Genomic DNA, 21371 nt, shown 5'->3' with positions numbered 1-21371 from the left:
GAATCTAATCGGGTACAATCGTTACTTTTCCAAAAAATCATAGGGGGAGACATCATCCATACCAATCATTGGATGAATATAAGGAGCTGTTTCTACTGTTAATTTAGGGTCCTCGATAGCCGCTTCTTGCACAACCTCTTGTTTTACTGGAACTGCCTCGACTTCAACAATGACTTCGTCGACATCCATTGGATTTAATCGAGCGCGCAACGAAGTAAAACGCTGTAAATCGTCTGTACGCTGCAAACCATCTGCCAGGACATCGGGTTCCCCACATAAAATCAAAAAGTTTTTCGCTCTTGTAATACCTGTGTACAAAAGATTACGCCGCAGCATTTTAGAATACCCTTTGACAACAGGCATAATGACGGTTTGAAACTCTGAACCTTGAGATTTATGAATGGAGCAACAATAAGCTAGTGTCAATTGATTGAGGTCACTTCGTTGATAGGTCACTTCAATGCCATCAAAGGAGACAATCAGTAAATCTTGTTTTTCTACTGTCTCTTTTGCCTTAATAATACTAATGACTTCTCCCATATCACCATTAAAAACATTACTTTCAGGCTGATTGACGAGCTGCAGAACTTTATCCTTTATTCGATATGTTACGTCCCCAAAGACAAGTTCCTTTCTTGTCCCTGTATCATTAGGATTAATAAGCTCTTGAATCATTTTATTTAAATTATCAATGCCAGCAGGACCTTTATACATCGGAGCTAATACTTGTATATTACGAATTTCTTGCCCCTTAGCAACAGCACTTTTTACTACCTGTGTCACAACATTTCCTACCTGATCGACGGATGATTTAATAAACGAGCGATCAGTAGTTTTCGATGTTAAATCTTTCGGAATGGTTCCTTTTTTGATTTGATGGGCTAGTTCAATAATTGTAGAGCCCTCTGCTTGTCGGTAAACATCTGTCAATTCCACCGTTGGAAGCTGCTTGGATGCTAATAAATCCTTCAACACCTGTCCTGGTCCTACAGGCGGTAATTGGTCCTGGTCCCCTACAAAGACAACCTGTACATCCTCATGTAAAGCTTTTAATAATTGATGAGCAAGCCACGTATCCACCATTGACATTTCATCTACAATAATAAGCTTACCTGTGACCTCTCGTTCAGTCTCTTCTTCTTTTTCTTGACCAGTAAAGCCGAGTAAACGATGAATAGTCATAGCTGGTAGTTCAGTCGATTCAGCTAAGCGCTTCGCAGCTCGCCCAGTGGGTGCACAAAGGATAATAGGAAAAGGCTCCTCTTTTTGAGCATATTCTTTTGGATTTAATGATAAGCCATGAAGCTTCGCATAAACTTCAACAACCCCACGTACAACAGTCGTTTTACCCGTACCAGGTCCACCTGTTAAAATCATTACGGCTGAATTTAAAGCCTGTTCAATGGCATTTGCTTGTGTTTCAGCATAAGTCACATGGAGTAGTTCCTCAGTTTCACCAATCGCTTTACGAATCTCATCTTTGCTAAAATGCTCAGCCTTGCTATTTCGTTCAACAAGCGTCAATATTTTAGAAGCAATTCCCACCTCAGAAAAATAAAGAGAGGGTAAATATAATCTTGTTTCTTCCCCACAAATTTTGCCTTCTTCTCGTAGCTCGATACATGCTTTTGAGATGTCTTCAAACGGAATTTCCTGACGTTGGCTTTGTTCAAGCATTTCCTTTACAAGTGGTAGAACATGCTCCGCATCTAGATAAACATGCCCGTCAGATAGTGCAGCCGTATTTAAAACATGGAAAATCGCTGCTTTGACACGGTCAGGATGTTTTCCGGTAATGCCTAATTTGGCACCAAGCTCATCTGCTCGAAAGAACCCTACCCCTTCCACATCTTCTATTAAGCGATATGGGTTTTCAGTTAGTAATTCAATGGCTTCAGTTCGATAGGTTTGATATATTTTCATTCCAAGCTGTGGACCAAAGCCCCATTCATTTAGCTGGATCATTACCCGTTCTAAACCAAGATTTTGCTCAATCGTGCGATGGATCACTTCTTTTTTTTCAGATGATAAACGTGGAACAGCATCCAGTGCACTCGGATCTTCTAAAATAAGACGTAATGCATTAGCACCTAGTTTTTCAACAATGGTTTCAGCCGTTTTTTTCCCGATTCCTACAAATAAGTCACTAGATAAATAATGAATAATTCCTTGTTCAGTAGCGGGTACCTCTTTTGTAAATGTCTCGATTTGGAATTGTGCACCATATTTAGGATGCTGTTTCAATATACCTGTAAAGCGGTATTGCTCATCCATTTGTAACGGTGGAAAATAGCCAACAACAATAATTTCTTTATCTTCATACTGTAAGTTTGTCTCTTGAATTTTCACTCGTATAATGGAATACATATTTTGTGTGTTATGAAAAATAGAGACAATCGGACGTCCGAGAATAAAAAATTTATTGAGTTCAAATAAATCGAGATGATCTGTCATATTCGGTCCGCCCTTTCTAATTGTTTTCAATCTTTTTATTTTACCATAGACCTTTCGAAATATCGTTGATAAAAATATTTCCTCTTTATTATTTTTACATTATTTCGACAAATGACAATTCTCAGCTTTTATCCATATTTCCATGCTATGATAAATAGAATTAGTGGCACGGAAGGATCGTGAAGTTATTGGAATTTAGACCTTGCATCGATTTACATGAAGGCAAAGTAAAACAAATTGTAGGGAGTACTTTAGGTACTACCAATCAAACAGTCGTTGAGAATTTTATTTCTAGTTATGATTCTAGCTACTATGCACAAATGTTTGCACAGGATGACTTAACAGGTGGACACGTCATCATGCTTGGTCAGGGAAATGAAGATGCTGCTCTAGCTGCTTTAGCTACATTTCCACAAGGCTTACAAGTCGGTGGTAGCATTACTGCTGCAAATGCCCAAAAATATATTGATGCTGGTGCCTCACATGTGATTGTCACTTCCTATATCTTTCATGATGGCAAGCTAGATTTAGAACGTTTACAACATTTAAACAAATTGATTGGTAAAGAACATCTTGTCATTGATCTCAGCTGCAAAATGCGAGACGGTAAGTGGTTTGTCATGACGGATAAATGGACAAAATTTAGTCACTTCGAAGTTAATGCGGCCTCTATTCAAGATATTGAGAATTATTGTGATGAACTGTTAATTCACGCAGTCGATGTGGAAGGAAAAAAAGGTGGGATGCAGGAAAGCTTGGTACGAGATCTTGCAGCCTGGACCTCCATCCCAACCACCTATGCAGGAGGCATTCGTTCAATAGAAGACTTAGAAAAGTTTAACCAAATAGCCAACGGAAAGCTTCATATCACAATCGGGAGTGCTCTCTCTATTTTTGGAGGAGAGCTGCCCTATACAGATGTCGTGAAATATTGTAAAAAAGGCGGGATTATGTGAACCTCATTTATAAAGATTATGTTTTTCCATTTCAAGAAACAAATTTGGAACGTATCATTGATGGCAAGTATTTCAAAGTAAATAAAAAAGATCATTCGCTTGCCATTCATGTTCAACTTGATAATGAACAAATGCTACTAGAGTTTTCTAAATCGTTAAAGGCAACTTGTGGTTTCCTACGCGATCAAGAAACAGAGCCGTATATAGGAACCTCTATTGACTTACAAATATTTGTGGATGAGTTTAATAAACGGTATAACTTAAATGCTGAAATTATTAGTTAACACAAAGGGGTAGTTTTCTCCCCTTTGTTTGCAACAATACTCCCCCTCCTTCACCTTTTACAATCCATTTTAGCCTTTTTGAAACCTTTTACCTCTTATGTGAGTTATATATGATGTAGAAAGGTTTTATCCTTATGAAAAACTATCCTAACATTTAAACCTTGCCAATCTTTGGCTGCTATTTTATTGAGATGAAGGACTATTCTACATAGAATGAGAAGTGGAACATCATTAAGTGTCCACAGACATAAGGGAAAGGATTTTTTTAATATGAAAACCGAACTCGAAGTAAACTCTTTAAAATCATTTCAAACGGAGTTAACACGCTTCTTTTTAGCTTATAAATTTGCTTTACAGGAAGTGGAAACGAAAATTAATATTTTGCAAGAGGAATTTAAGCTTATTCATGAATATAATCCCATTGAGCATATTTCAACACGCGTAAAGTCACCGAAAAGCATTTTAACAAAGATGTTAAAAAAGGAACTTCCTCCAACGATGGAGGACGTACGCGAAAACATTCGTGACATTGCAGGTGCTCGCATTACTTGTTCATTTGTCGAGGATATTTATAAAGTTAGTGCCATGTTGCAGGCACAGCATGACATTGAGGTTGTAGAGGTGAAGGACTATATTGCTAGTCCTAAAGAAAATGGCTATCAAAGCTTACACCTTATTATAAAAATCCCTATTTTCATGTCAGATCATATGGAGAAGGTCTATACAGAGATTCAAATCAGGACCATTGCGATGGACTTTTGGGCCAGCCTGGAACATAAAATTTATTATAAATATAATAAAGAAGTGCCAGAACATATTCGTGTTGAATTAAAAGAAGCGGCACTACAAGCTGCTGAGTTAGATCGAAAAATGGAGCGACTCAATAAAGAGATTAATATATTAAAGGAAAATGAGGCCGAGCCCACTTTATTAGATAGTACACCTATATCACAGCTAGCTAAATATTTTGCACAACTTCCAAACCTGAATCATCATGATTAAATCCTCTTGAACAAAAAATCCACCTTGCTCCAGCAAAAATATCGGCCTGGAACAAAGTGGATTTTCATTCATATTTAAGCCTTGTCTTTGGATTTCGTCACAATAAAGAAAGATAAAATAAGGGCACAAATGGCAAATACTAAAGTTGTTATATATACATAGCTTACACCATTCGCAATGGTTCCCTTCAAAAAGCTTATTTCTTCTAGACTAAAGCCGCCTTTTGCAAATTCACCATTAAGCTGAATTTCACCTTTACCTAATGAAGCCATTTTCTCACTCGTGGCAAGGTTAAAAACCATACCAAATAGCGCTGCACCTACCGCTTGACTAAATGTATTGGTAAAGGAATTGAGGCCAATTGAAATACCCAGTTGCTTTGGATTAGCCACCTTTTGAATGGAAATCATCAACATTGGCATAATAAAGCCCATACCAAGCCCGATTAATGAAGAGCCAAGATACACGCTTAAATCACTAGAGCCTGAGGATAGTCTAGCCAGCATAATCGTTCCCGTAACTAATAAAATCGTCCCCATTTGGATAATTCGTTTATTCGTTAAACGTCCGATTAAATAGCCTGCTGCAATGGAATTCATCGTCCAGAAAATGGACATGGGTGTTAGAAGTAGGCCAGCTTGCGTGGCATTTTTTCCAAGAACACTTTGCGCATATATCGGAATATAGACCGTCACACCAATGACAATTGACATCGTACTTAATGTGAGTGAATTAATCACCATGAGACGACCATTTTTAAATAATGTTAATGGAATAATCGGCTCTTCTGCACGGAGCTCCACCCATATAAAAACGCCTAAAAATACAGCTGCAACGGCATACATCATGAGCGATTGACTCGATAACCATGCTTGTGTCTTACTGTTTTCAATAATGACATATAAGAGCGAAACCATTCCGACCGTAAATAGGCCAGCACCTAAATAATCAATTTTCCGCTTCACTGCCTCAAGCTGTTCTTTATAATGTTTAACAATAAGATAGATAGAAGCTAAACCAAATGGTACATTAATGAAAAAGATAAAGTGCCATGATACTTGGTCAACAATAAAACCTCCAAAAAGTGGACCAACTACGCCTGATACGCCCCATACCATGCTTAAATAGCTTTGTCCTTTAGCACGTGCTTTTTCAGTCGTAAATAGTTCACCAACCATCGTTAATGTAATTGGTAAAATAGAGCCTGCACCTATCCCTTGGATCGCACGAAAGACAATTAATTGTTCCATTGACTGTGCTAACCCACATAACATGGAACCTAATAAGAAAATAATAATACCCGTAATAATCATTCGTTTACGCCCAAATAAATCGGCTAGCTTACCAAAAATAATCGCAGCGATAGCAGAGGCTAATAAATAAGCAGAATAAATCCAGCTTATTAAGTCTACGCCTAATAAATCTGCCGTTATACTTGGAATAGCTGTACTAACAATCGTTCCTTCAATTGCCGCAAGCGCTGTTACAAGTAATAGTGCCATAAATACTTTATTCATCGTGTCACCTATTCCTTTCCTGCATGACATACACTAACAAATTTAACCTAAAAATAAAAGAGGATAGGATAATTTTTATACAAAATATCAAATGACCATAAAAATTCAATCCACAATCCATCGACATCCTACTATAGAACTGCATAAAAAAGCAGCAAGTTCAGCCAATCACACTTGCTGCTTTTATCTATTAGTTAAATCGCTGAGCAATCATATCATAAATATAACGAGCTTGATCGTATTCTGGCTGTAAGGTAAAGGCCTGTTTTAAATGATACATTGCATCCTCTGTTTGCTCTGTAGACACTGCATACAGTACACCTAAATTATAGTGGGCATCTGCATTGTTCCAGTCCTGTTCAATTAAAAGATCCAGCTCCTTCTTCCCTTGCTCAAACATCTCTAATGCACATAGCACAATTGCATAGGCTAATCGAATCTGTGCATCTTCCGGAACAATTTCCACGGCTCTTTGTAAATAAGGCAATGCTAATTTTGGATTCTCCATACGCTCAAAGCATTTCCCCATCATATAGTACACATCTGCGCCTTCGATATGATGCTTAAGTGCTTGTTCATAAAGCTTTACAGCCTCAGCATAGCGTTCCCCATTGTAATAAAGGTTTGCTAAGCCATAATAAGCTGTAGCTGCTGTCTCATCCACTGTAATTGCCTTTTGGAAAAAACGCTCTGCACGTTCTGTATCCTCTAAGACTGCTAATAAATTGCCGAAGTTTACATAACCAATAGCATTTTCTGGCTCAGCTTCTATCGCCTTTGTAAATAGTTGTGCAGCCTCTTCATAACGCTTATCTTGAAATGCTTGAATGCCCTGTTCATTATAATTCATTATTTCTTCACCTCTATGTAGCGAAAGACTGCTTCCATGAAGCCATATGGCAATAAAAGCAGTCTTAGCGCAAGTTATCCAACATATGTTAGTTTTTCATTACTTTTAAAAACTTCATCAATCGTTCCGCCACCAATACATTCTTCTCCATCATAGAGAACAACTGCTTGTCCTGGAGTGATAGCACGGACAGGCTCTGCAAATGTAATATGAGTACGACCATCTGCTAATATTTCAACTTCTACTGGTGTATCCGTTTGACGATAACGGAATTTCGCCGTACAAGAAAATTTCCCAGGCAATTTTTTTGTCGAAGTATAGTTCATTTTTACAGCAGATAATGAAGTAGAATATAAATGCTCATTGTCAAAACCTTGTCCAACAAGTAGAACGTTACGCTCTAAGTCTTTCCCTAATACAAACCACGGCTCACCATCTCCACCAATACCAAGACCATGTCTTTGCCCAAGAGTATAATACATTAAACCATCATGTTTTCCCATGACAATGCCATCCATTGTTTCCATATTGCCAGGTTGAGCTGGTAAAAATTGACTTAAAAATTCTTTAAAATTACGTTCCCCAATGAAACAAATCCCTGTAGAATCTTTTTTCTTCGCTGTTGCCAATCCTGCTTCTTCAGCAATTTTACGCACTTCTTTTTTCTCAATATCGCCAATTGGGAACATAACATGTGCCAATTGCTCCTGTGATAGTTGATTTAAAAAGTATGTTTGGTCTTTGTTATTATCCACACCGCGTAACATTTGCACTTCTCCATCACCGCTACGATCGATACGTGCATAATGACCTGTTGCTAAATAATCAGCGCCAAGGCTCATCGCATGCTCTAAAAACGCTTTAAATTTAATCTCTTTGTTGCACATTACATCAGGATTTGGTGTACGTCCTGCTTTATATTCTTCTAAAAAGTATGTGAAAACTTTATCCCAGTATTGTTTCTCAAAATTTACAGCATAATAGGGGATGCCGATTTGATTACATACTTTTATGACATCATCATAATCTTCTGTTGCTGTACAAACACCATTTTCGTCAGTATCATCCCAGTTTTTCATAAAGATCCCGATTACTTCATACCCTTGTTGTTTTAACAAATATGCAGCCACCGACGAATCTACCCCACCAGACATGCCGACAACAACGCGAATTTGAGAGGGGTCACGTGTTTCTTTCATTGTGGTCACCTTTTCTTTTATCTATTTACAGTTAATGCTTCATAAATTGTAGAAACCTAACATGTTCTTCATAAATTATCTTTTAGCTAGTTTTTTCACTATTTGTGCTGTTTTTTCAGCTGCGTCACGAATATCTTTTTCCGTTAAATCCTGTCCAAAGCTAAATCGGATCGAGTTTCGTAATTCCTCTGTACCTTGCCCAAACATCGCTACTAACACATGCGATGGATCAATCGACCCAGCGGTACATGCAGAACCACTAGATACACAGATTCCTGCCATATCAAGATTCACTAAAAATGATTCTACTTCCATGCCCTCAAAGCTAATATTTAAAACATGTGGCAATGACTGCTCTTCATCACCATTAACATGGAACGCTAATTTTTCCTGTGAAAATACATCCAGCATAATTTGCTTAAAGTGATTGTATAGTGAACGCTTTTCTTCACGCAACTTATTTGCAACTTGCACAGCCGTCGCAAAGCCAATAATTGCTGGTATATTTTCAGTTCCTGCACGACGTTTTTTTTCTTGTGCACCGCCTAATGCATAAGTAGCTAAAGGTGTTCCAGCCTTTTGGAAAAGGAACCCAACCCCTTTAGGCCCATTAATTTTATGAGCGGACACACTCAATAAATCTACTTTTAATTGAGCCACATCAATTTGTTCTAAACCATATGCTTGAACGGCATCTGTATGGAAGGTAGCTTGATGTCCTTGTAATAGCTCACCAATTTCTGCAATAGGCTGAATAGTACCCACTTCATTATTCCCATACATAATTGTCACTAAAATCGTATCATCACGAAGTGCTTTTTGGACATCCTCTACAGCTACACGCCCCGCCTTATCCACGGGTAAATAAGTCACATCAAAGCCATCTCGTTCAAGTTTCTCACATGTATGTAACACCGCATGATGCTCTACTTGTGTTGTAATAATGTGCTTTCCCTCTTTAGCTCGTGCATAGACAGTCCCCAGAATGGCCGTATTATCAGCTTCAGTACCCCCACTTGTAAAGATTATTTCTCCCGCATGAGCACCAATAGACTTGGCTAAAATGTCGCGAGCATCATCAAGATATTTGCGCGCCTCTCGACCTGCCCCATGGATACTGGATGCATTGCCAAATACGTGTTGCATAGCAGACGTCATCGCTTCTATAACTTGGCCATTCATCGGTGATGTGGCAGCATGATCGAGATAGATATATGAATTCATGTTGAAAACTCCTTTTTAATAAAAAACGCTGGAACCCACATTATTTATCATAATTTTATGAAAAACATTCCGCATGAAATTCAATACAAACAGCTAAGTATTTTGATTTCACCGTTTATTTTTCAACTCAACTATGATACGTATGGGGAGCAGCGCTTTAGCTTAAACATTTTAAATATAGAACATATAGCCTTCTGCTACATTTTCTTCTGTGTATTGTGCTAAATCTTCAATTGTTGTTGTATCTAACACATTTTTTACTGCGTCACGAATGCGCAACCATAACTCGCGTTGTGGTGCTTCCTCGTTTTCAATACCCTCTACTGGTTGAATTGGCCCTTCTAGTACACTAATAACATGGGCTGCAGAAATTTCGCTCGGTGGGTTTGCTAGCATATAACCACCATAAGCGCCACGTACACTTTTTACTAAGCCTGAATTACGAAGTGGTGACACTAATTGCTCTAAATACGCCTCTGAAAGCTCCTTTTCAGCAGCAATTTTACGTAAAGGAATAGGACCCTCTCCGTAATGCTTTGCTAATTCAATCATAATCGTAAGCCCGTAACGGCCCTTTGTTGAAATTTTCATTTTATCACCCTCAATTAGTCTAGTCAAAATTACTACCAACAGTATATCATAATCTCCTCTTGATGAACTCGGAAATACACCTAGAAGGATATGATATACTAAATACTGCGATTCAACATTGTTCAACGATCCACTAGTAGCGCTGAATTTTAGTGCAAAAAAATGGATAAATAAAAAATGACAACGACTGAAAGGGGGATTTATTTTGCACAATGAACCACTTGCTTTTCGAATGCGTCCTTTAACACTTGATGAGATTGTAGGTCATCAAGATTTTATTGGTCCAAACACTGCTCTATATAAAATGATTCAAAATGAACATGTCCCTTCCATGTTGCTCTATGGAGAACCCGGCATCGGCAAAACCTCTATTGCAAATGCAATTGCAGGAAGCTCTCAGCTCCCTTTCTTTGCACTCAACGCGACACGAGCTGGCAAAAAAGATGTAGAAGATATTGTCCAAGAAGCTAGAATCTCGGGAAAAGTTCTACTTTTTTTAGATGAAATTCATCGCTTCAATAAATTACAGCAAGACACTTTGCTACCACATGTGGAAAATGGCTCGATTGTCTTAATCGGTGCAACAACGGAAAATCCTTACCACGATGTCAATCCAGCGATTCGATCTCGCTGTGGTGAGATTTATCAACTTAAACGATTAACGAAGGAAAATCTAATGGAGCTTGTAGAAAAAGCACTTGCAGATGAAAAACGAGGTTTAGGTAAATATCATTTCGTCTTAACACCTTCACAAATTGAGCATATTGCAGAGGCAGCTAATGGAGATGCACGAAAGGCATTAACGTTACTTGAATCCATTTACTACGCAAGTGATGAAGTAGAGGGACAAACGATTGCAGCCGACCATATTATTGATCACTTAATTAGTCGAATTGGTGTTTATGGTGATAAAAAGGGCTCACATTTTTATAATTTACTTTCTGCCTTGCAGAAGTCTGTCCGTGGCAGTGATACGAATGCCGCACTATATTATTTAGCACATTTATTAGAAACTGGTGATTTAGTGGCTGTCAGCAGACGTTTACTTGTCATGGCTTATGAAGATATTGGCCTTGCCAACCCTGAGGTGGGTCCGCATATGCTGGCCGCGATACAGGCAGCAGAACGTCTTGGATTACCAGAGGCACGCATCCCACTTGCAAGTGCAGTTATTGAAATGTGTTTAGCATCAAAATCTAATTCAGCTATCCTGGCAATCGATGACGCGATAAAGGCGATTCATGATGGTAAAACGGGTGATATACCTCATCATTTGCGTGATGCTCACTACGCTGGGGCAACAGATTTAGGTCATGTTGGATATCAATATCCTCATAACACACCCATCGGAACATTCGGCGGCTGGGTAGATCAGCAATACTTACCTGATGAACTGGTAGGAACCGAGTTTTATAAACCTGTTATTGCTGGTGAGGAAAAACGTATGGCTAGTATCTATGAAAAACTTAAATCTTTTCATCAAAATATAAAGTAGCTTTCCTAGAGCAAAGTCATTACTTCTACCATTAGAAGAGACTTTGCTTTTTTTAGCGATACCATAAAAAAAGAACCCACGAAACTTTAATGGGCAAATACATCCACTTTCCAACACATACCACGGTTGAAAAACTAGAAATAATTACAAAAGTTCACGCAGATTCCTATTATATAGTCTATTTTCAGACAATAGAGTGTCTTCCACTGTCTAGATATTCAATTCATGATCAACAAATAATTTAAACTGTTGAAGACATTGCTTCACATCACCATTTTGTACAAGTACTTCATTGCGCAACGTAGTCACTTTTTCTTTATCCTCTACGACTTCAGCCATGAGGGCAAAAATATCTGTTAATAATTGCTCATTTTCCTCTTGATCGATACTAGGTAAAGAAGTAGCAGCAATATGTAATAACTTCTCGATTTTGTCTGGCGTCTTTTGTAAAGCATTAGATGAATAGAACGTTGAAGCCGCTAAAAAATAACATAACTTGGCACTACAGTCGATAAACAAATGCCAATACGTATTTGCACTAGGAATCTCCCCTGCCCGATGATCGATATATTCCTTATAAAAAGTTGTCACTTGTATATATAAAGGATTTAATTCTCGCATCGCTTTCGGATAATTATCAGATGTGTCTAAGTAATCAAATACAATGGCATTCATTTTCTCTTGAAGCTTGACAATATCTAAATGATCTCGAATAATTTGAATTTCCATTTTCCCACTCTCCCATTTGTCATTTGTTGATTCCGCATTTTATGGCTATTTTTGATTAGCTCAAAGCATCCCAAACAAACTGATCGATTATCTATTGGAATTATTCAAATTATAGCAATAAACCAATTAGAGTAGTGGAGACATGAAAAAAATAAGACAATTTCGTGAATTAATAGCATTTTATGCACATAAGAAGAACTATTTTGGTAAAATTATACCCTTTGTACATACTCGTCAAATAACGCTTGTTCCATAGTTCGATCAACAATTTCCACAATACTTCCCTGGACATATTTTTTAATACGTTTATTAGGGATATAAAAATAAGCATTGTTTTTTATTAACCATTCACTTAATGTTAGGTCGCTATCAGCTTGTTGATTCGTTAATATTTTTTTATGGCGCAAAATATCGGCCATTTTATAAAAGCCATCTGACAATTCATAGGCAGATACATCAAAATTAAAAATGGGGCTTACAACCTGTCCAATATCATAAATATGTATCGTTTGCTTTTCTTCATCTATAGCTAACTCAACAGTGCTTATTTCATCGAAAAGATTTAAACCTCTATACTCCATTTGATAAATTTTATCCATCTGTATACGCCTCCTTTTTATAACGGTCTAATTGTAACATAGAAAAAGTAGCCCCCCCTAAAAACAATAAAAGGCGGCTACTTCTATGAATTTGATTCATCATGCTGTTTTGTGAAATCCTATAGACTAATAACCTTGTACGCGTGTGATTTTCACATCTTTTAAGATCGTATTAACAACCCAGCTTGCTGCAATTAAACCAGCTACTGAAGGCACAAAGGCATTGGAGGAAGGCGGCATTTTCGCTTTCCGAATTGCAGCATCCGGCTTCCCTACATGTTCAACAACATCTGGACGTACGACAATCGGACTTTCATCTGAAAATACAACTGTCACACCTTTATGAATACCTTCTTTACGTAACTTTGTACGGATAATTTTTGCTAGTGGATCTGTGTGTGTTTTAGAAATATCTGCTATTTGGAAGCGAGTAGGGTCCATCTTATTCGCTGCACCCATACTAGCAATAATAGGAATATTACGCTTTAAGCATTCTTTCATAATATGAATTTTATACATGACTGTATCACTTGCATCGATTACATAATCAATGCCTTGTGCAAAAAATTCTTCATACGTTTCTTCCGTATAAAACATATGCATATCAATGACTTCACAGTCAGGATTAATATCTGCAATGCGCTCTTTCATAATAGCTGATTTAGATTGCCCAACTGTAGATAGGTACGCCACTAATTGTCTGTTCACATTAGTAATATCTACATTATCCTTATCGACTAATATAATTCGGCCGATACCACTTCGTGCACATGCTTCAGCAGCAAATGAACCGACACCACCTACACCCAGAATAGCAACCGTTGTATTTTTTAATTTTTCGAGACCCTCTGTTCCTATAGCGAGCTCGTTACGTGAAAATTGATGTAACATCCTGACACTCTCCATCTATGAAATTTTATTAGTAAACCTAGTTAAATACTAAGATAAAATCAAAACCTATATTACATTTTATCATGTTATTCATCAAGTTAAAATTATAAAGAAAAAAATAGAGCAATTGAATCGATTCAATTGCTCTATGCTTCATTATACATAATTTTTTTGAAAGGTCTCAACAAAAGAACTACTAAACTGGACATTCGTTTGTTGAAGGGCCGCAATAACAGCTCCTCCTATTGGGGGTAATGCAGGGGTCTTAAAACGGAACGGTAATGTCTCCTCCATTGCCATCGCTTGAAGCCTTGGAACAAAATAATTTTCATGCGTAAACACGCCCCCACATAGGACGACAGGCACTTCTTCTTGCCCCCACACCATTCGTAAATAACATGCTTTAATGGCCTTAAAATAGTTTTGACAGGCTTCTTCAATGATTCTCTTAGCTACTAGATCACCATCTTCAGCCGCTGCAACAATATAAGCACTCAATGGCGCGATAACTGTGCGTGGATGCTCTTCTCCATAAACAGAGGCGATTAATTGTGGCACATGTTCTACAGAGAAATGTTTCAGCACAGCTTCTGTCAATATAGTACTTGGAGCTCTGCCATCATAGCTTTGTAGCACAGCCTTTAGTAGCTGGACGCCTAAATCATAGCCGCTTCCTTCATCATCAAAAAGATACCCCCAGCCACCTACTCGATGAAAATGCTGCTGCTTATCATATCCCATCGTTATAGCGCCTGTCCCCGCGATTTGCACAATTCCTGCCTTTCCAAGTGTACCCGCATAAAGAGCGATCAACGCATCATTATCGACTGTAATGGACGCGGAGCTACATACATATTGCCGCAATATAGATTCTACGATGCTCTCGGCTTGAAGCTCCTTGACACCCGCCATACCCGCAAAGCAGCTGCTAATCTCTGCCACTATTTGATGGTTTTGTTGCTGCAGGCTTTGCATGATTGAATGGATGGTTGCTTCGAAATATGGTTGATCCATAGCTGTAGGGTTACTGCGTGTCGTTTGGATTTGGGCAAAGCATTGACCTTTTTCATCACAAATAACCGCCGTCGTTTTTGTGCCACCACCATCAATGGCTAAAACATACATAACACCATATCCTTTCTCATAAAGAAAAAGAGATTGATGACTCAATCCCTTCCTCTCTTATTTTCATTTCGTAAACCCAAATGACGACCACGGTTGAATGTGTGCTAGTAAAAACTGTTCCTCTTCCACAACAGTTGCAACAACATTACTTGACCCAGCATTCGGAATTTCCTTTCGTACAATTTGTAGCTCACCTTTATAACGAACATCCAAATTATTATCGATCGTGACATCGCCCACCTTTAATGGTCGTGTATCGTGTACAGGAAAATCCCCATTTTTATATTTCACGCGAGATTGTGTACTCCGAATCACATATTCAGATACATCCCCTCGATTAAAATGTGGTTCCTTATAAAGGATTGTTTCCTCTAAAATACTGGTGTCAGCTGACTGAACAAGTTTTAATTCAAGCTTCTGGCGATTTAATTGCCCTAAAGCTTGTATTTCTTCCTCCGATGCATACATATTACCAATGATGCAATCATCGATTAACCCAGTGTGCCATAAATCTTTTGCTTGCACCGTAATAGGAAGGTGACGGTGCTCCTCCAATGTTGGTAAACCTTGTTCCGTTACTTCCCATGGCCCAAACTTACCATACTGTGAGGAAATCATCGCAGCCGTTCGTATATTGTTTGCTTTAAACTGTCGTGAGGTTTGTAAAAAATGCTGACGAGATAAGCCTGTAAATTGTCTTGGATAAAAATTATGACAGCCGATAATATTTTCTTTATTCGGACGGTAGGATAAAATGTTGTCTACATATTTCGTACCATTGCTTATATTTAATTCAATTTTTAGATTACTTTCATCAAGTGACATGAATGCTTCTTCCTGACCTGAGAAACCCATGTCTAAACGTAATGCCGCCAAATGATAATGCTCTTTCAAATACCCTATATCTCTATAGGTTAAATTTAGCTCTTGAAAAACGGCTGGCGCTATATCAGCAGAGATGTCAAACCCTAACTGCTGTGCAAATTGATTAATTTGCTGTAATTTCTGCCGTTCTTCTTCCTGCTTTAATGACATCAAACATGTAAAAATACGATCAAAACCGTTGTCATGAGCGAGCTGAACATAGCGCTTCATTTCGTCTAATGTACTATGCTGTGGATATAGCGAAATACCTAATCTCTTCACTTCAAACCCTCCGTTAGTAAACGCTTATACTTCTACCTTTTGACCTTCTGATTGGGCTACAGTTGATTCATTCTGTGCCGCTAAAGCAGCTTTTTGCTCGTTTTGCTTCGCCATGCGATTTGCCATAGACAGGAATGGCAGGTAAATGCATATAGCTACTACGATTAATACGATACTTAATACTGCTCCACGCCAAGATTGTGTTACTAAGAAACCATTAATAATCGGTGGTGTCGTCCATGGGACCGCAATTGTTGCTGCAGGCACAAACCCCCATTTTGTTGCAAAGAATGCAATCGTCACATTGACCATTGGTGTTAAAATAAATGGTACAAATAAAACTGGATTTAATACAATTGGTAAACCAAATAATAATGGCTCGTTAATATTAAATAATCCAGGTGCAGCTGATAGCTTACCTACTGTATTGTACTGTTTATTTTTTCGAGCGATAATGAAGATGGCAATAATTAAGGCAATCGTTGTACCTGAACCACCCATATTAATAAATGCATCAAAGAACGGTTTATTAATAATATACGGTGCTACTTTGCCAGCAGAAATAGCTGCAACATTCGCATCGATTGCTTGAAGATTAATGGATTGCATAAATGGCTCGATAATATTCGCGCCATGTATACCAAATGACCATAAAAACGTAGGAATGAAAGCTAAAATAAGACCAGCTACCCATGTATTTGTTAAGCCCATAAATGGCTCTTGTATTGATGAATAAAACGATCCAATAATATCTGGTACATCAAAGCCAGCCGAAATGATCGTTCGAACTAATGCAAATAATCCAATCGTAATAATTGCAGGCAGTAAAGCAGCAAAAGATTTGGATACAGCCGATGGTACTCCCGCAGGCATTTTAATTAATAGTTTAGAGTTGCCAGATAATCGCGAGAATAACTCTGCGGAAATCAAGGCCGTTATGAGGGCAACAAATATTCCTCCCGTACCTGTCGTTAATCCCGTTAAACCACCTTCCCCAAACGTACCAAATGTCATATAACCGGCAAGTCCGATAACCCCTCCAGATAATGCATCCTTGTTATAGCTTTTTGTCAAATGGTAGGCAACGGAAAACGCTAATAATAGTGAGATGATTCCAAATGTTGCGCCCCAGACATTGCCTCCAAACTGTGTCCATGTCTCATGTTTCCAAATGGCATCGAGTGCATTTTGATAAAATTTGATAGGCAAATTATTAATAAGTACAGCCAGTGATCCTACAATCGTCAAAGGCATGATCGTAATAAATCCATCACGAATGGCAACTAAATGACGCTGATTCCCAACCTTAGCAGCAACCGGTACAAATTTTTCTTCTAAAAAACGGAACATTCTCATACACTCCCTTTGCTTTTTATTGTGACATCAAAATTTGATGTTACTCCCCTTTGATTTGTTCATATAATTCAATCATTTCCTGTGCTAGATCACGAAATGTAATAGCGTTCATTAAATGGTCTTGCGCATGAATTAATAACATCGATACTTCGACTTTTTCTCCCCTTGCTTCCTGTGATAATAAACCTGTTTGAGAATGGTGTGCTTCGATTAATGCCTCATTCGCTAATTTAATTTTTTCCTTTGCTGCGTCTATCTGTCCCTTTTTAGCCAATTGTAGAGCTTCCATGCATTCACTTTTTGTATGTCCACTATGAACAATAAGCCCCATAATGGATTCCATTAATGCTGTTTCTTCCATCCCCCTTGAGCCTCCTTTAACCTATTAATTGTAATGCTTGCTGCAAGACTTTTTCGCCATTCATCATGCCGTAATCTGCCATATTAATAACATCGATTGGGAAATCCATGTCCTTGAATTTTGTTTCAAATGAGCCCTTTAAATAGCGTACTTGAGGACCTAATAACAGTACATCAGCTTTTTTAGACGCTAGTACTTTTTCAACCTCGCCTTCTGCAATTGCATAAATATCTGCCTCAATATTTTGCTCCTGTGCAGCTTTTTGCATCTTGGATACTAATAAACTAGTACTCATACCAGCTACACACACTAACATAATATTTTTCATTTCAAACACTCCTTTTTTTCATTTTCCAACAGTGTAATCGCTTACTTATTCTGAGAATAGCACCTATTGGTATATACCACAATATATTTTTTACAGTAATTTTCTTCTTATGAAAGTGTTTACAAAATTGGGCTATTGCACTTTTATTGAAAAATAAACGATTATACTTAACTGGTATAGTCCACAAAAGAATTCAAAAAAATTTTAATTTTACTGACTATTCATTCCTTAAAAATACTCATAAAACGCTGGTTTTTCAGTAGGTAATGCCCACTGCCATTGCTGGATAATCTTCTCTTCTATAGGTTGATTGGCATACATAAGAGCATCTTTTACTGACAGATAGCCAACCATCATGGCAGAAAAAAGATTAATAGGTAATGTTAACATATGCATGTCACTGATCGAATTTGTCTCAATTATTGAGACATGGCCACTTTTATTTATTTGATAAATCTGTTCATTCCAAGGGCAATACTTATCTTCAATACGGACATACAATGTTTCAGCAATATCCTTCCATGGATATTGCTTCATAAATGCATAAGCATCTACTACTCTGACCATCACATCTTGTTTAACTTCCTTTTTAAATTGTGGCTCTTCGAAATAAAAGCCAAATGGCCTATGATTGGAAGTAACCCCTTTCATACTACTGACACTCGCTGCATGTGATGTCATGTAACGCCACATAGCTTGTTCTGCTGAATAATTTGCTACGATAAAATCTTGAATTTCAAACGTACCCTGCTGGATCGTATAACGGATATATCCTTCTAAATGATCCTCGTTAAAATAGGCAGCAAAATGACTATCAGGGCTCCTTCTTTCAATTCTTTTCCACCATGCATCATCACGGATCATGCCACCATTTTGAGCAATAGCCATTGCTTGATGAAATTCCTTGATTTTTTCGAAAAGCTTCGAGTCTGGCCATTCAAAGCTCATCCGTTTGACGACCTCTAATTGCTTCCCAAAAGAAGGGAACATCGATTGTGGTATTGTGTAATATAATTTCTCAAAGAACAACTCCCATCCGAAATGACGATAGAAGGACACAGAAAATGGTGCTAACACAGAAATGGTTTGCCCATTTTCACGCATACTTTGTAGAGCTTCTGTCATCAGTTTTTTTATTATTCCCTGCTGACGATACTCAGGATAGGTAGCGACAAACCCTATGCCCCCCATCTTGTAGCTAATACCATGCACGGTCATATTGAGTGGTAGAATTAATAGCTGCCCCACTACCTTTTTGGCATCATAAGCACCTAGTGTTGCACTATGCTCAATCCAATAGTGAAAATCCTCTCTACGTGGCCCAGTATATTTATTTGGAAAACAATAATCTCTTAATTGATGGATCTGCCCATAATCGTTTGGTGAGACGATACGAATGTCCATATAACCACCCCTTTTAGAACTGAATATTCTTATAATTAAATAGCTATGAATCTGTTAAAGGAGATTCGACTGCAGTGGCTTGTAAATCAACCACTGCTAGAATCCTTAAAGCATTTCCCCTATTTCCTTTGATACCATAATATCTGTTATTGTTTGAAATAATTTTTCAACATCTGGTCCATCCGCTGATATTTCCACTACACTTCCGGGTTTAACCCCTAATGACATAACACCCATAATAGACTTTAAATTTACGGCCTTCTCTTGAAAAGTTAAGGTAATATCACTTTCGAATGGTGTAACCGCAGTGACTAGTAAGGCAGCGGGTCTTGCATGTATTCCTTCGGGTGTAGTAATTTTATACATTTTCTTCATTCATAACGCCTCCATTTTCATGTGAAATCTATTCGATCTTGATAATTGGCAATCATTATCTCATTATGTGACCAATCGGAGTCTACATTATTGCTAACAAAAATGGGCAGCTCGGTTGAAGTCTTGGCAATTTCCTCAATAACTTCGCTGAATAAAGCATTCAATAGCAGCGAACCGATAACTGTCGATGCAGGGGCATATTGCATGTTATGAGCATGTGCATGTAGAACACCATCACCAATAGGTATATGGGTGTTAATAACGAGATCTACCACTTCTTCCAGTCGTAGTCCACAATGATGACGTGTTGCCTGCTCTCTATAATCAAGTGATTGGAGAGATAGGACAAATACGTTTGCATGTTTGGCTAATAAAGCTGCATCAATCGGTGCTAAATTTCTACCAGAAGTTGAAATCACAATGCAAATATCATTTTCACGAAAGTCAAATTGCTCTTTATGTTGTTCAATAATTGCTGGGTCCTTTTCGTTAATAGAAGAGGCTATGGCTCCTGCATGTAATGCTAGAGGTTCAATAAAAATCGGACGTACAGGTACTAAACCTCCCGCACGATAAAAGGCCTCCTGTGCTAATAGCTGTGAATGACCACATCCGAATAATTGGATAATCCCACCTTTTTGAAGGCGTTGCACAATAATTTGTGCCGCTTCCTTTATACAAGCAGACTCCTGCTCCTTCACAACCTGGATCAGCTTTTCAATTTCAGAAATATATGCATCCATATAATCACCTTTTTATTTCACTTATAAATTTGTAACGATCCGCACGATACGTACTACGTACAAGCTCAAATGGCCGACCGTCAGATAGATAACTCGTACGTTTAATAATTAAAACAGGCGCTGTTTGATTAATTTGCAAAAACTTTCCATCCTCTTTCGACACAATCGCTGCTTCCATTTGTTGGACGGCATTACCAATTTTCTGATGGAATTTTGCTTCGATTAATGCATATAATGAGCCCATTATTTGCTTCTCATCCAACTCTGGATATACTTTCACAGGTATATACGTTTTTTCAATCGCCATTGGCTTGGAATCAGCATTTCTTATTCGCACGACAAAAAACACTTCTTCTCCGGGCTCCATCATTAAATCCCTTGCAATATCCACTGGCGGTATAATTTTTTCAAAACGTAATACTTTACTACTCGGTTCCATTCCTCTTGCTCGCATATCCTCAGTAAAACTTGTTAAGCCTTTTAACGGTTGCTCTAATTTTGGATTGGCAACATAGGTACCTCTTCCTTTTTCTCGATATAGCAAACCGCTATTTACGAGATTGGTAATGGATTGACGGACAGTCATTCTACTAACATCAAACTGTGCAGAAAGCTCTCGTTCTGAAGGTATTGTTTCACCAATTTTGTACTCTTCTAAATAAATTCGTTGTTTAATAATCTCTTCTATTTGTATATAGATAGGTATATGAGAATTTTTCTCTAACAATTCTTGCACCTTCCT

The 21371-nt window shown here is 38.0% G+C and carries 22 protein-coding genes; 4 read left to right on the top strand and 18 right to left on the bottom strand.

Annotated features, from left to right (window positions below; genetic code table 11):
* Nucleotides 1–21: 21 nt before the first annotated feature.
* Nucleotides 22–2454, bottom strand: coding sequence for an SF1B family DNA helicase RecD2 (recD2, locus tag KVT27_RS13805; RefSeq protein WP_036119087.1), 2433 nt, complete (start codon nt 2452–2454; stop codon nt 22–24).
* Between the two features lie 188 nt (nt 2455–2642).
* On the opposite strand from recD2, the gene hisA reads away from it, so the two are divergent.
* The 3 genes from hisA to KVT27_RS13790 all read left to right on the top strand — a co-directional run bounded on the left by hisA (nt 2643) and on the right by KVT27_RS13790 (nt 4696).
* Nucleotides 2643–3410 carry a phosphoribosylformimino-5-aminoimidazole carboxamide ribotide isomerase gene (gene hisA, locus KVT27_RS13800; protein ID WP_150907095.1) on the top strand — a complete coding sequence of 256 codons (768 nt, stop codon included), beginning with the start codon at nt 2643–2645 and terminating at the stop codon, nt 3408–3410.
* Nucleotides 3407–3694, top strand: a complete 288-nt coding sequence (locus tag KVT27_RS13795) for a hypothetical protein (RefSeq protein ID WP_008181526.1) — start codon at nt 3407–3409, stop codon at nt 3692–3694. The genes hisA and KVT27_RS13795 overlap by 4 nt, the downstream gene beginning before the upstream one ends.
* 270 nt (nt 3695–3964) lie before the next feature.
* Nucleotides 3965–4696: a GTP pyrophosphokinase gene (locus KVT27_RS13790; RefSeq protein ID WP_036149211.1), complete on the top strand. Its 732-nt coding sequence runs from the start codon at nt 3965–3967 to the stop codon at nt 4694–4696.
* 74 nt (nt 4697–4770) lie between these two features.
* On the opposite strand, the gene KVT27_RS13785 is transcribed toward KVT27_RS13790, so the two are convergent.
* The 5 genes from KVT27_RS13785 to cymR all read right to left on the bottom strand — a co-directional run bounded on the left by KVT27_RS13785 (nt 4771) and on the right by cymR (nt 10077).
* A complete protein-coding gene (locus tag KVT27_RS13785) occupies nt 4771–6213 on the bottom strand; it encodes an MDR family MFS transporter (protein ID WP_036221271.1) in 1443 nt (480 codons plus the stop codon).
* A 190-nt stretch (nt 6214–6403) separates the two neighbouring features.
* On the bottom strand, nt 6404–7063 hold the full coding sequence (locus KVT27_RS13780; protein ID WP_217581474.1) for a tetratricopeptide repeat protein: 660 nt from the start codon (nt 7061–7063) through the stop codon (nt 6404–6406).
* A gap of 74 nt (nt 7064–7137) precedes the next feature.
* Nucleotides 7138–8262: a tRNA 2-thiouridine(34) synthase MnmA gene (mnmA, locus tag KVT27_RS13775; protein WP_036119107.1), complete on the bottom strand. Its 1125-nt coding sequence runs from the start codon at nt 8260–8262 to the stop codon at nt 7138–7140.
* A gap of 75 nt (nt 8263–8337) precedes the next feature.
* Nucleotides 8338–9486, bottom strand: a complete 1149-nt coding sequence (locus tag KVT27_RS13770) for a cysteine desulfurase family protein (RefSeq protein WP_008181124.1) — start codon at nt 9484–9486, stop codon at nt 8338–8340.
* 171 nt (nt 9487–9657) lie between these two features.
* A complete protein-coding gene (gene cymR / locus KVT27_RS13765; RefSeq protein WP_008181126.1) occupies nt 9658–10077 on the bottom strand; it encodes a cysteine metabolism transcriptional regulator CymR in 420 nt (139 codons plus the stop codon).
* Nucleotides 10078–10282: 205 nt separating this feature from the next.
* Here cymR and KVT27_RS13760 point away from each other — a divergent pair, with 205 nt between their 5' ends.
* Nucleotides 10283–11572, top strand: a complete 1290-nt coding sequence (locus KVT27_RS13760) for a replication-associated recombination protein A (RefSeq protein WP_036119112.1) — start codon at nt 10283–10285, stop codon at nt 11570–11572.
* A 210-nt stretch (nt 11573–11782) separates the two neighbouring features.
* On the opposite strand, the gene KVT27_RS13755 is transcribed toward KVT27_RS13760, so the two are convergent.
* The 12 genes from KVT27_RS13755 to KVT27_RS13700 form a co-directional block, all read right to left on the bottom strand.
* A complete protein-coding gene (locus KVT27_RS13755) occupies nt 11783–12301 on the bottom strand; it encodes a hypothetical protein (protein ID WP_036119116.1) in 519 nt (172 codons plus the stop codon).
* Between the two features lie 212 nt (nt 12302–12513).
* Nucleotides 12514–12900 carry a hypothetical protein gene (locus KVT27_RS13750; protein ID WP_036119119.1) on the bottom strand — a complete coding sequence of 129 codons (387 nt, stop codon included), beginning with the start codon at nt 12898–12900 and terminating at the stop codon, nt 12514–12516.
* A gap of 126 nt (nt 12901–13026) precedes the next feature.
* Nucleotides 13027–13791: a tRNA threonylcarbamoyladenosine dehydratase gene (locus KVT27_RS13745; RefSeq protein WP_008181132.1), complete on the bottom strand. Its 765-nt coding sequence runs from the start codon at nt 13789–13791 to the stop codon at nt 13027–13029.
* A gap of 156 nt (nt 13792–13947) precedes the next feature.
* Nucleotides 13948–14961 (bottom strand): N-acetylglucosamine kinase, encoded by a 1014-nt coding sequence (locus KVT27_RS13740; RefSeq protein WP_254636145.1) that lies wholly within the window; start codon nt 14959–14961, stop codon nt 13948–13950.
* Nucleotides 14962–14979: 18 nt separating this feature from the next.
* Entirely contained in the window at nt 14980–16062 is a 1083-nt protein-coding gene (locus tag KVT27_RS13735) for a DUF871 domain-containing protein (protein ID WP_036119121.1), read from the bottom strand.
* A gap of 24 nt (nt 16063–16086) precedes the next feature.
* Nucleotides 16087–17412 (bottom strand): PTS sugar transporter subunit IIC, encoded by a 1326-nt coding sequence (locus KVT27_RS13730; RefSeq protein ID WP_036119124.1) that lies wholly within the window; start codon nt 17410–17412, stop codon nt 16087–16089.
* Nucleotides 17413–17458: 46 nt separating this feature from the next.
* A complete protein-coding gene (locus KVT27_RS13725) occupies nt 17459–17779 on the bottom strand; it encodes a PTS lactose/cellobiose transporter subunit IIA (protein ID WP_036119127.1) in 321 nt (106 codons plus the stop codon).
* Between the two features lie 16 nt (nt 17780–17795).
* Nucleotides 17796–18107: a PTS sugar transporter subunit IIB gene (locus tag KVT27_RS13720; protein ID WP_036119130.1), complete on the bottom strand. Its 312-nt coding sequence runs from the start codon at nt 18105–18107 to the stop codon at nt 17796–17798.
* 228 nt (nt 18108–18335) lie between these two features.
* A complete protein-coding gene (locus KVT27_RS13715; RefSeq protein WP_217581473.1) occupies nt 18336–19511 on the bottom strand; it encodes a GNAT family N-acetyltransferase in 1176 nt (391 codons plus the stop codon).
* 105 nt (nt 19512–19616) lie between these two features.
* Nucleotides 19617–19886: an HPr family phosphocarrier protein gene (locus tag KVT27_RS13710; RefSeq protein WP_036119135.1), complete on the bottom strand. Its 270-nt coding sequence runs from the start codon at nt 19884–19886 to the stop codon at nt 19617–19619.
* Between the two features lie 17 nt (nt 19887–19903).
* A complete protein-coding gene (locus KVT27_RS13705; RefSeq protein ID WP_217581472.1) occupies nt 19904–20629 on the bottom strand; it encodes a sugar isomerase domain-containing protein in 726 nt (241 codons plus the stop codon).
* 4 nt (nt 20630–20633) lie between these two features.
* Nucleotides 20634–21356, bottom strand: coding sequence for a GntR family transcriptional regulator (locus KVT27_RS13700; RefSeq protein ID WP_025114380.1), 723 nt, complete (start codon nt 21354–21356; stop codon nt 20634–20636).
* Between the last annotated feature and the right edge of the window lie 15 nt (nt 21357–21371).

Origin of the sequence: Lysinibacillus sp. GbtcB16, from assembly GCF_019091145.1 — a bacterium.
GTDB lineage: Bacteria > Bacillota > Bacilli > Bacillales_A > Planococcaceae > Lysinibacillus > Lysinibacillus fusiformis.
Note: the sequence above shows the minus strand (reverse complement) of the source record. Positions and strands in the feature narration are given on the sequence as shown.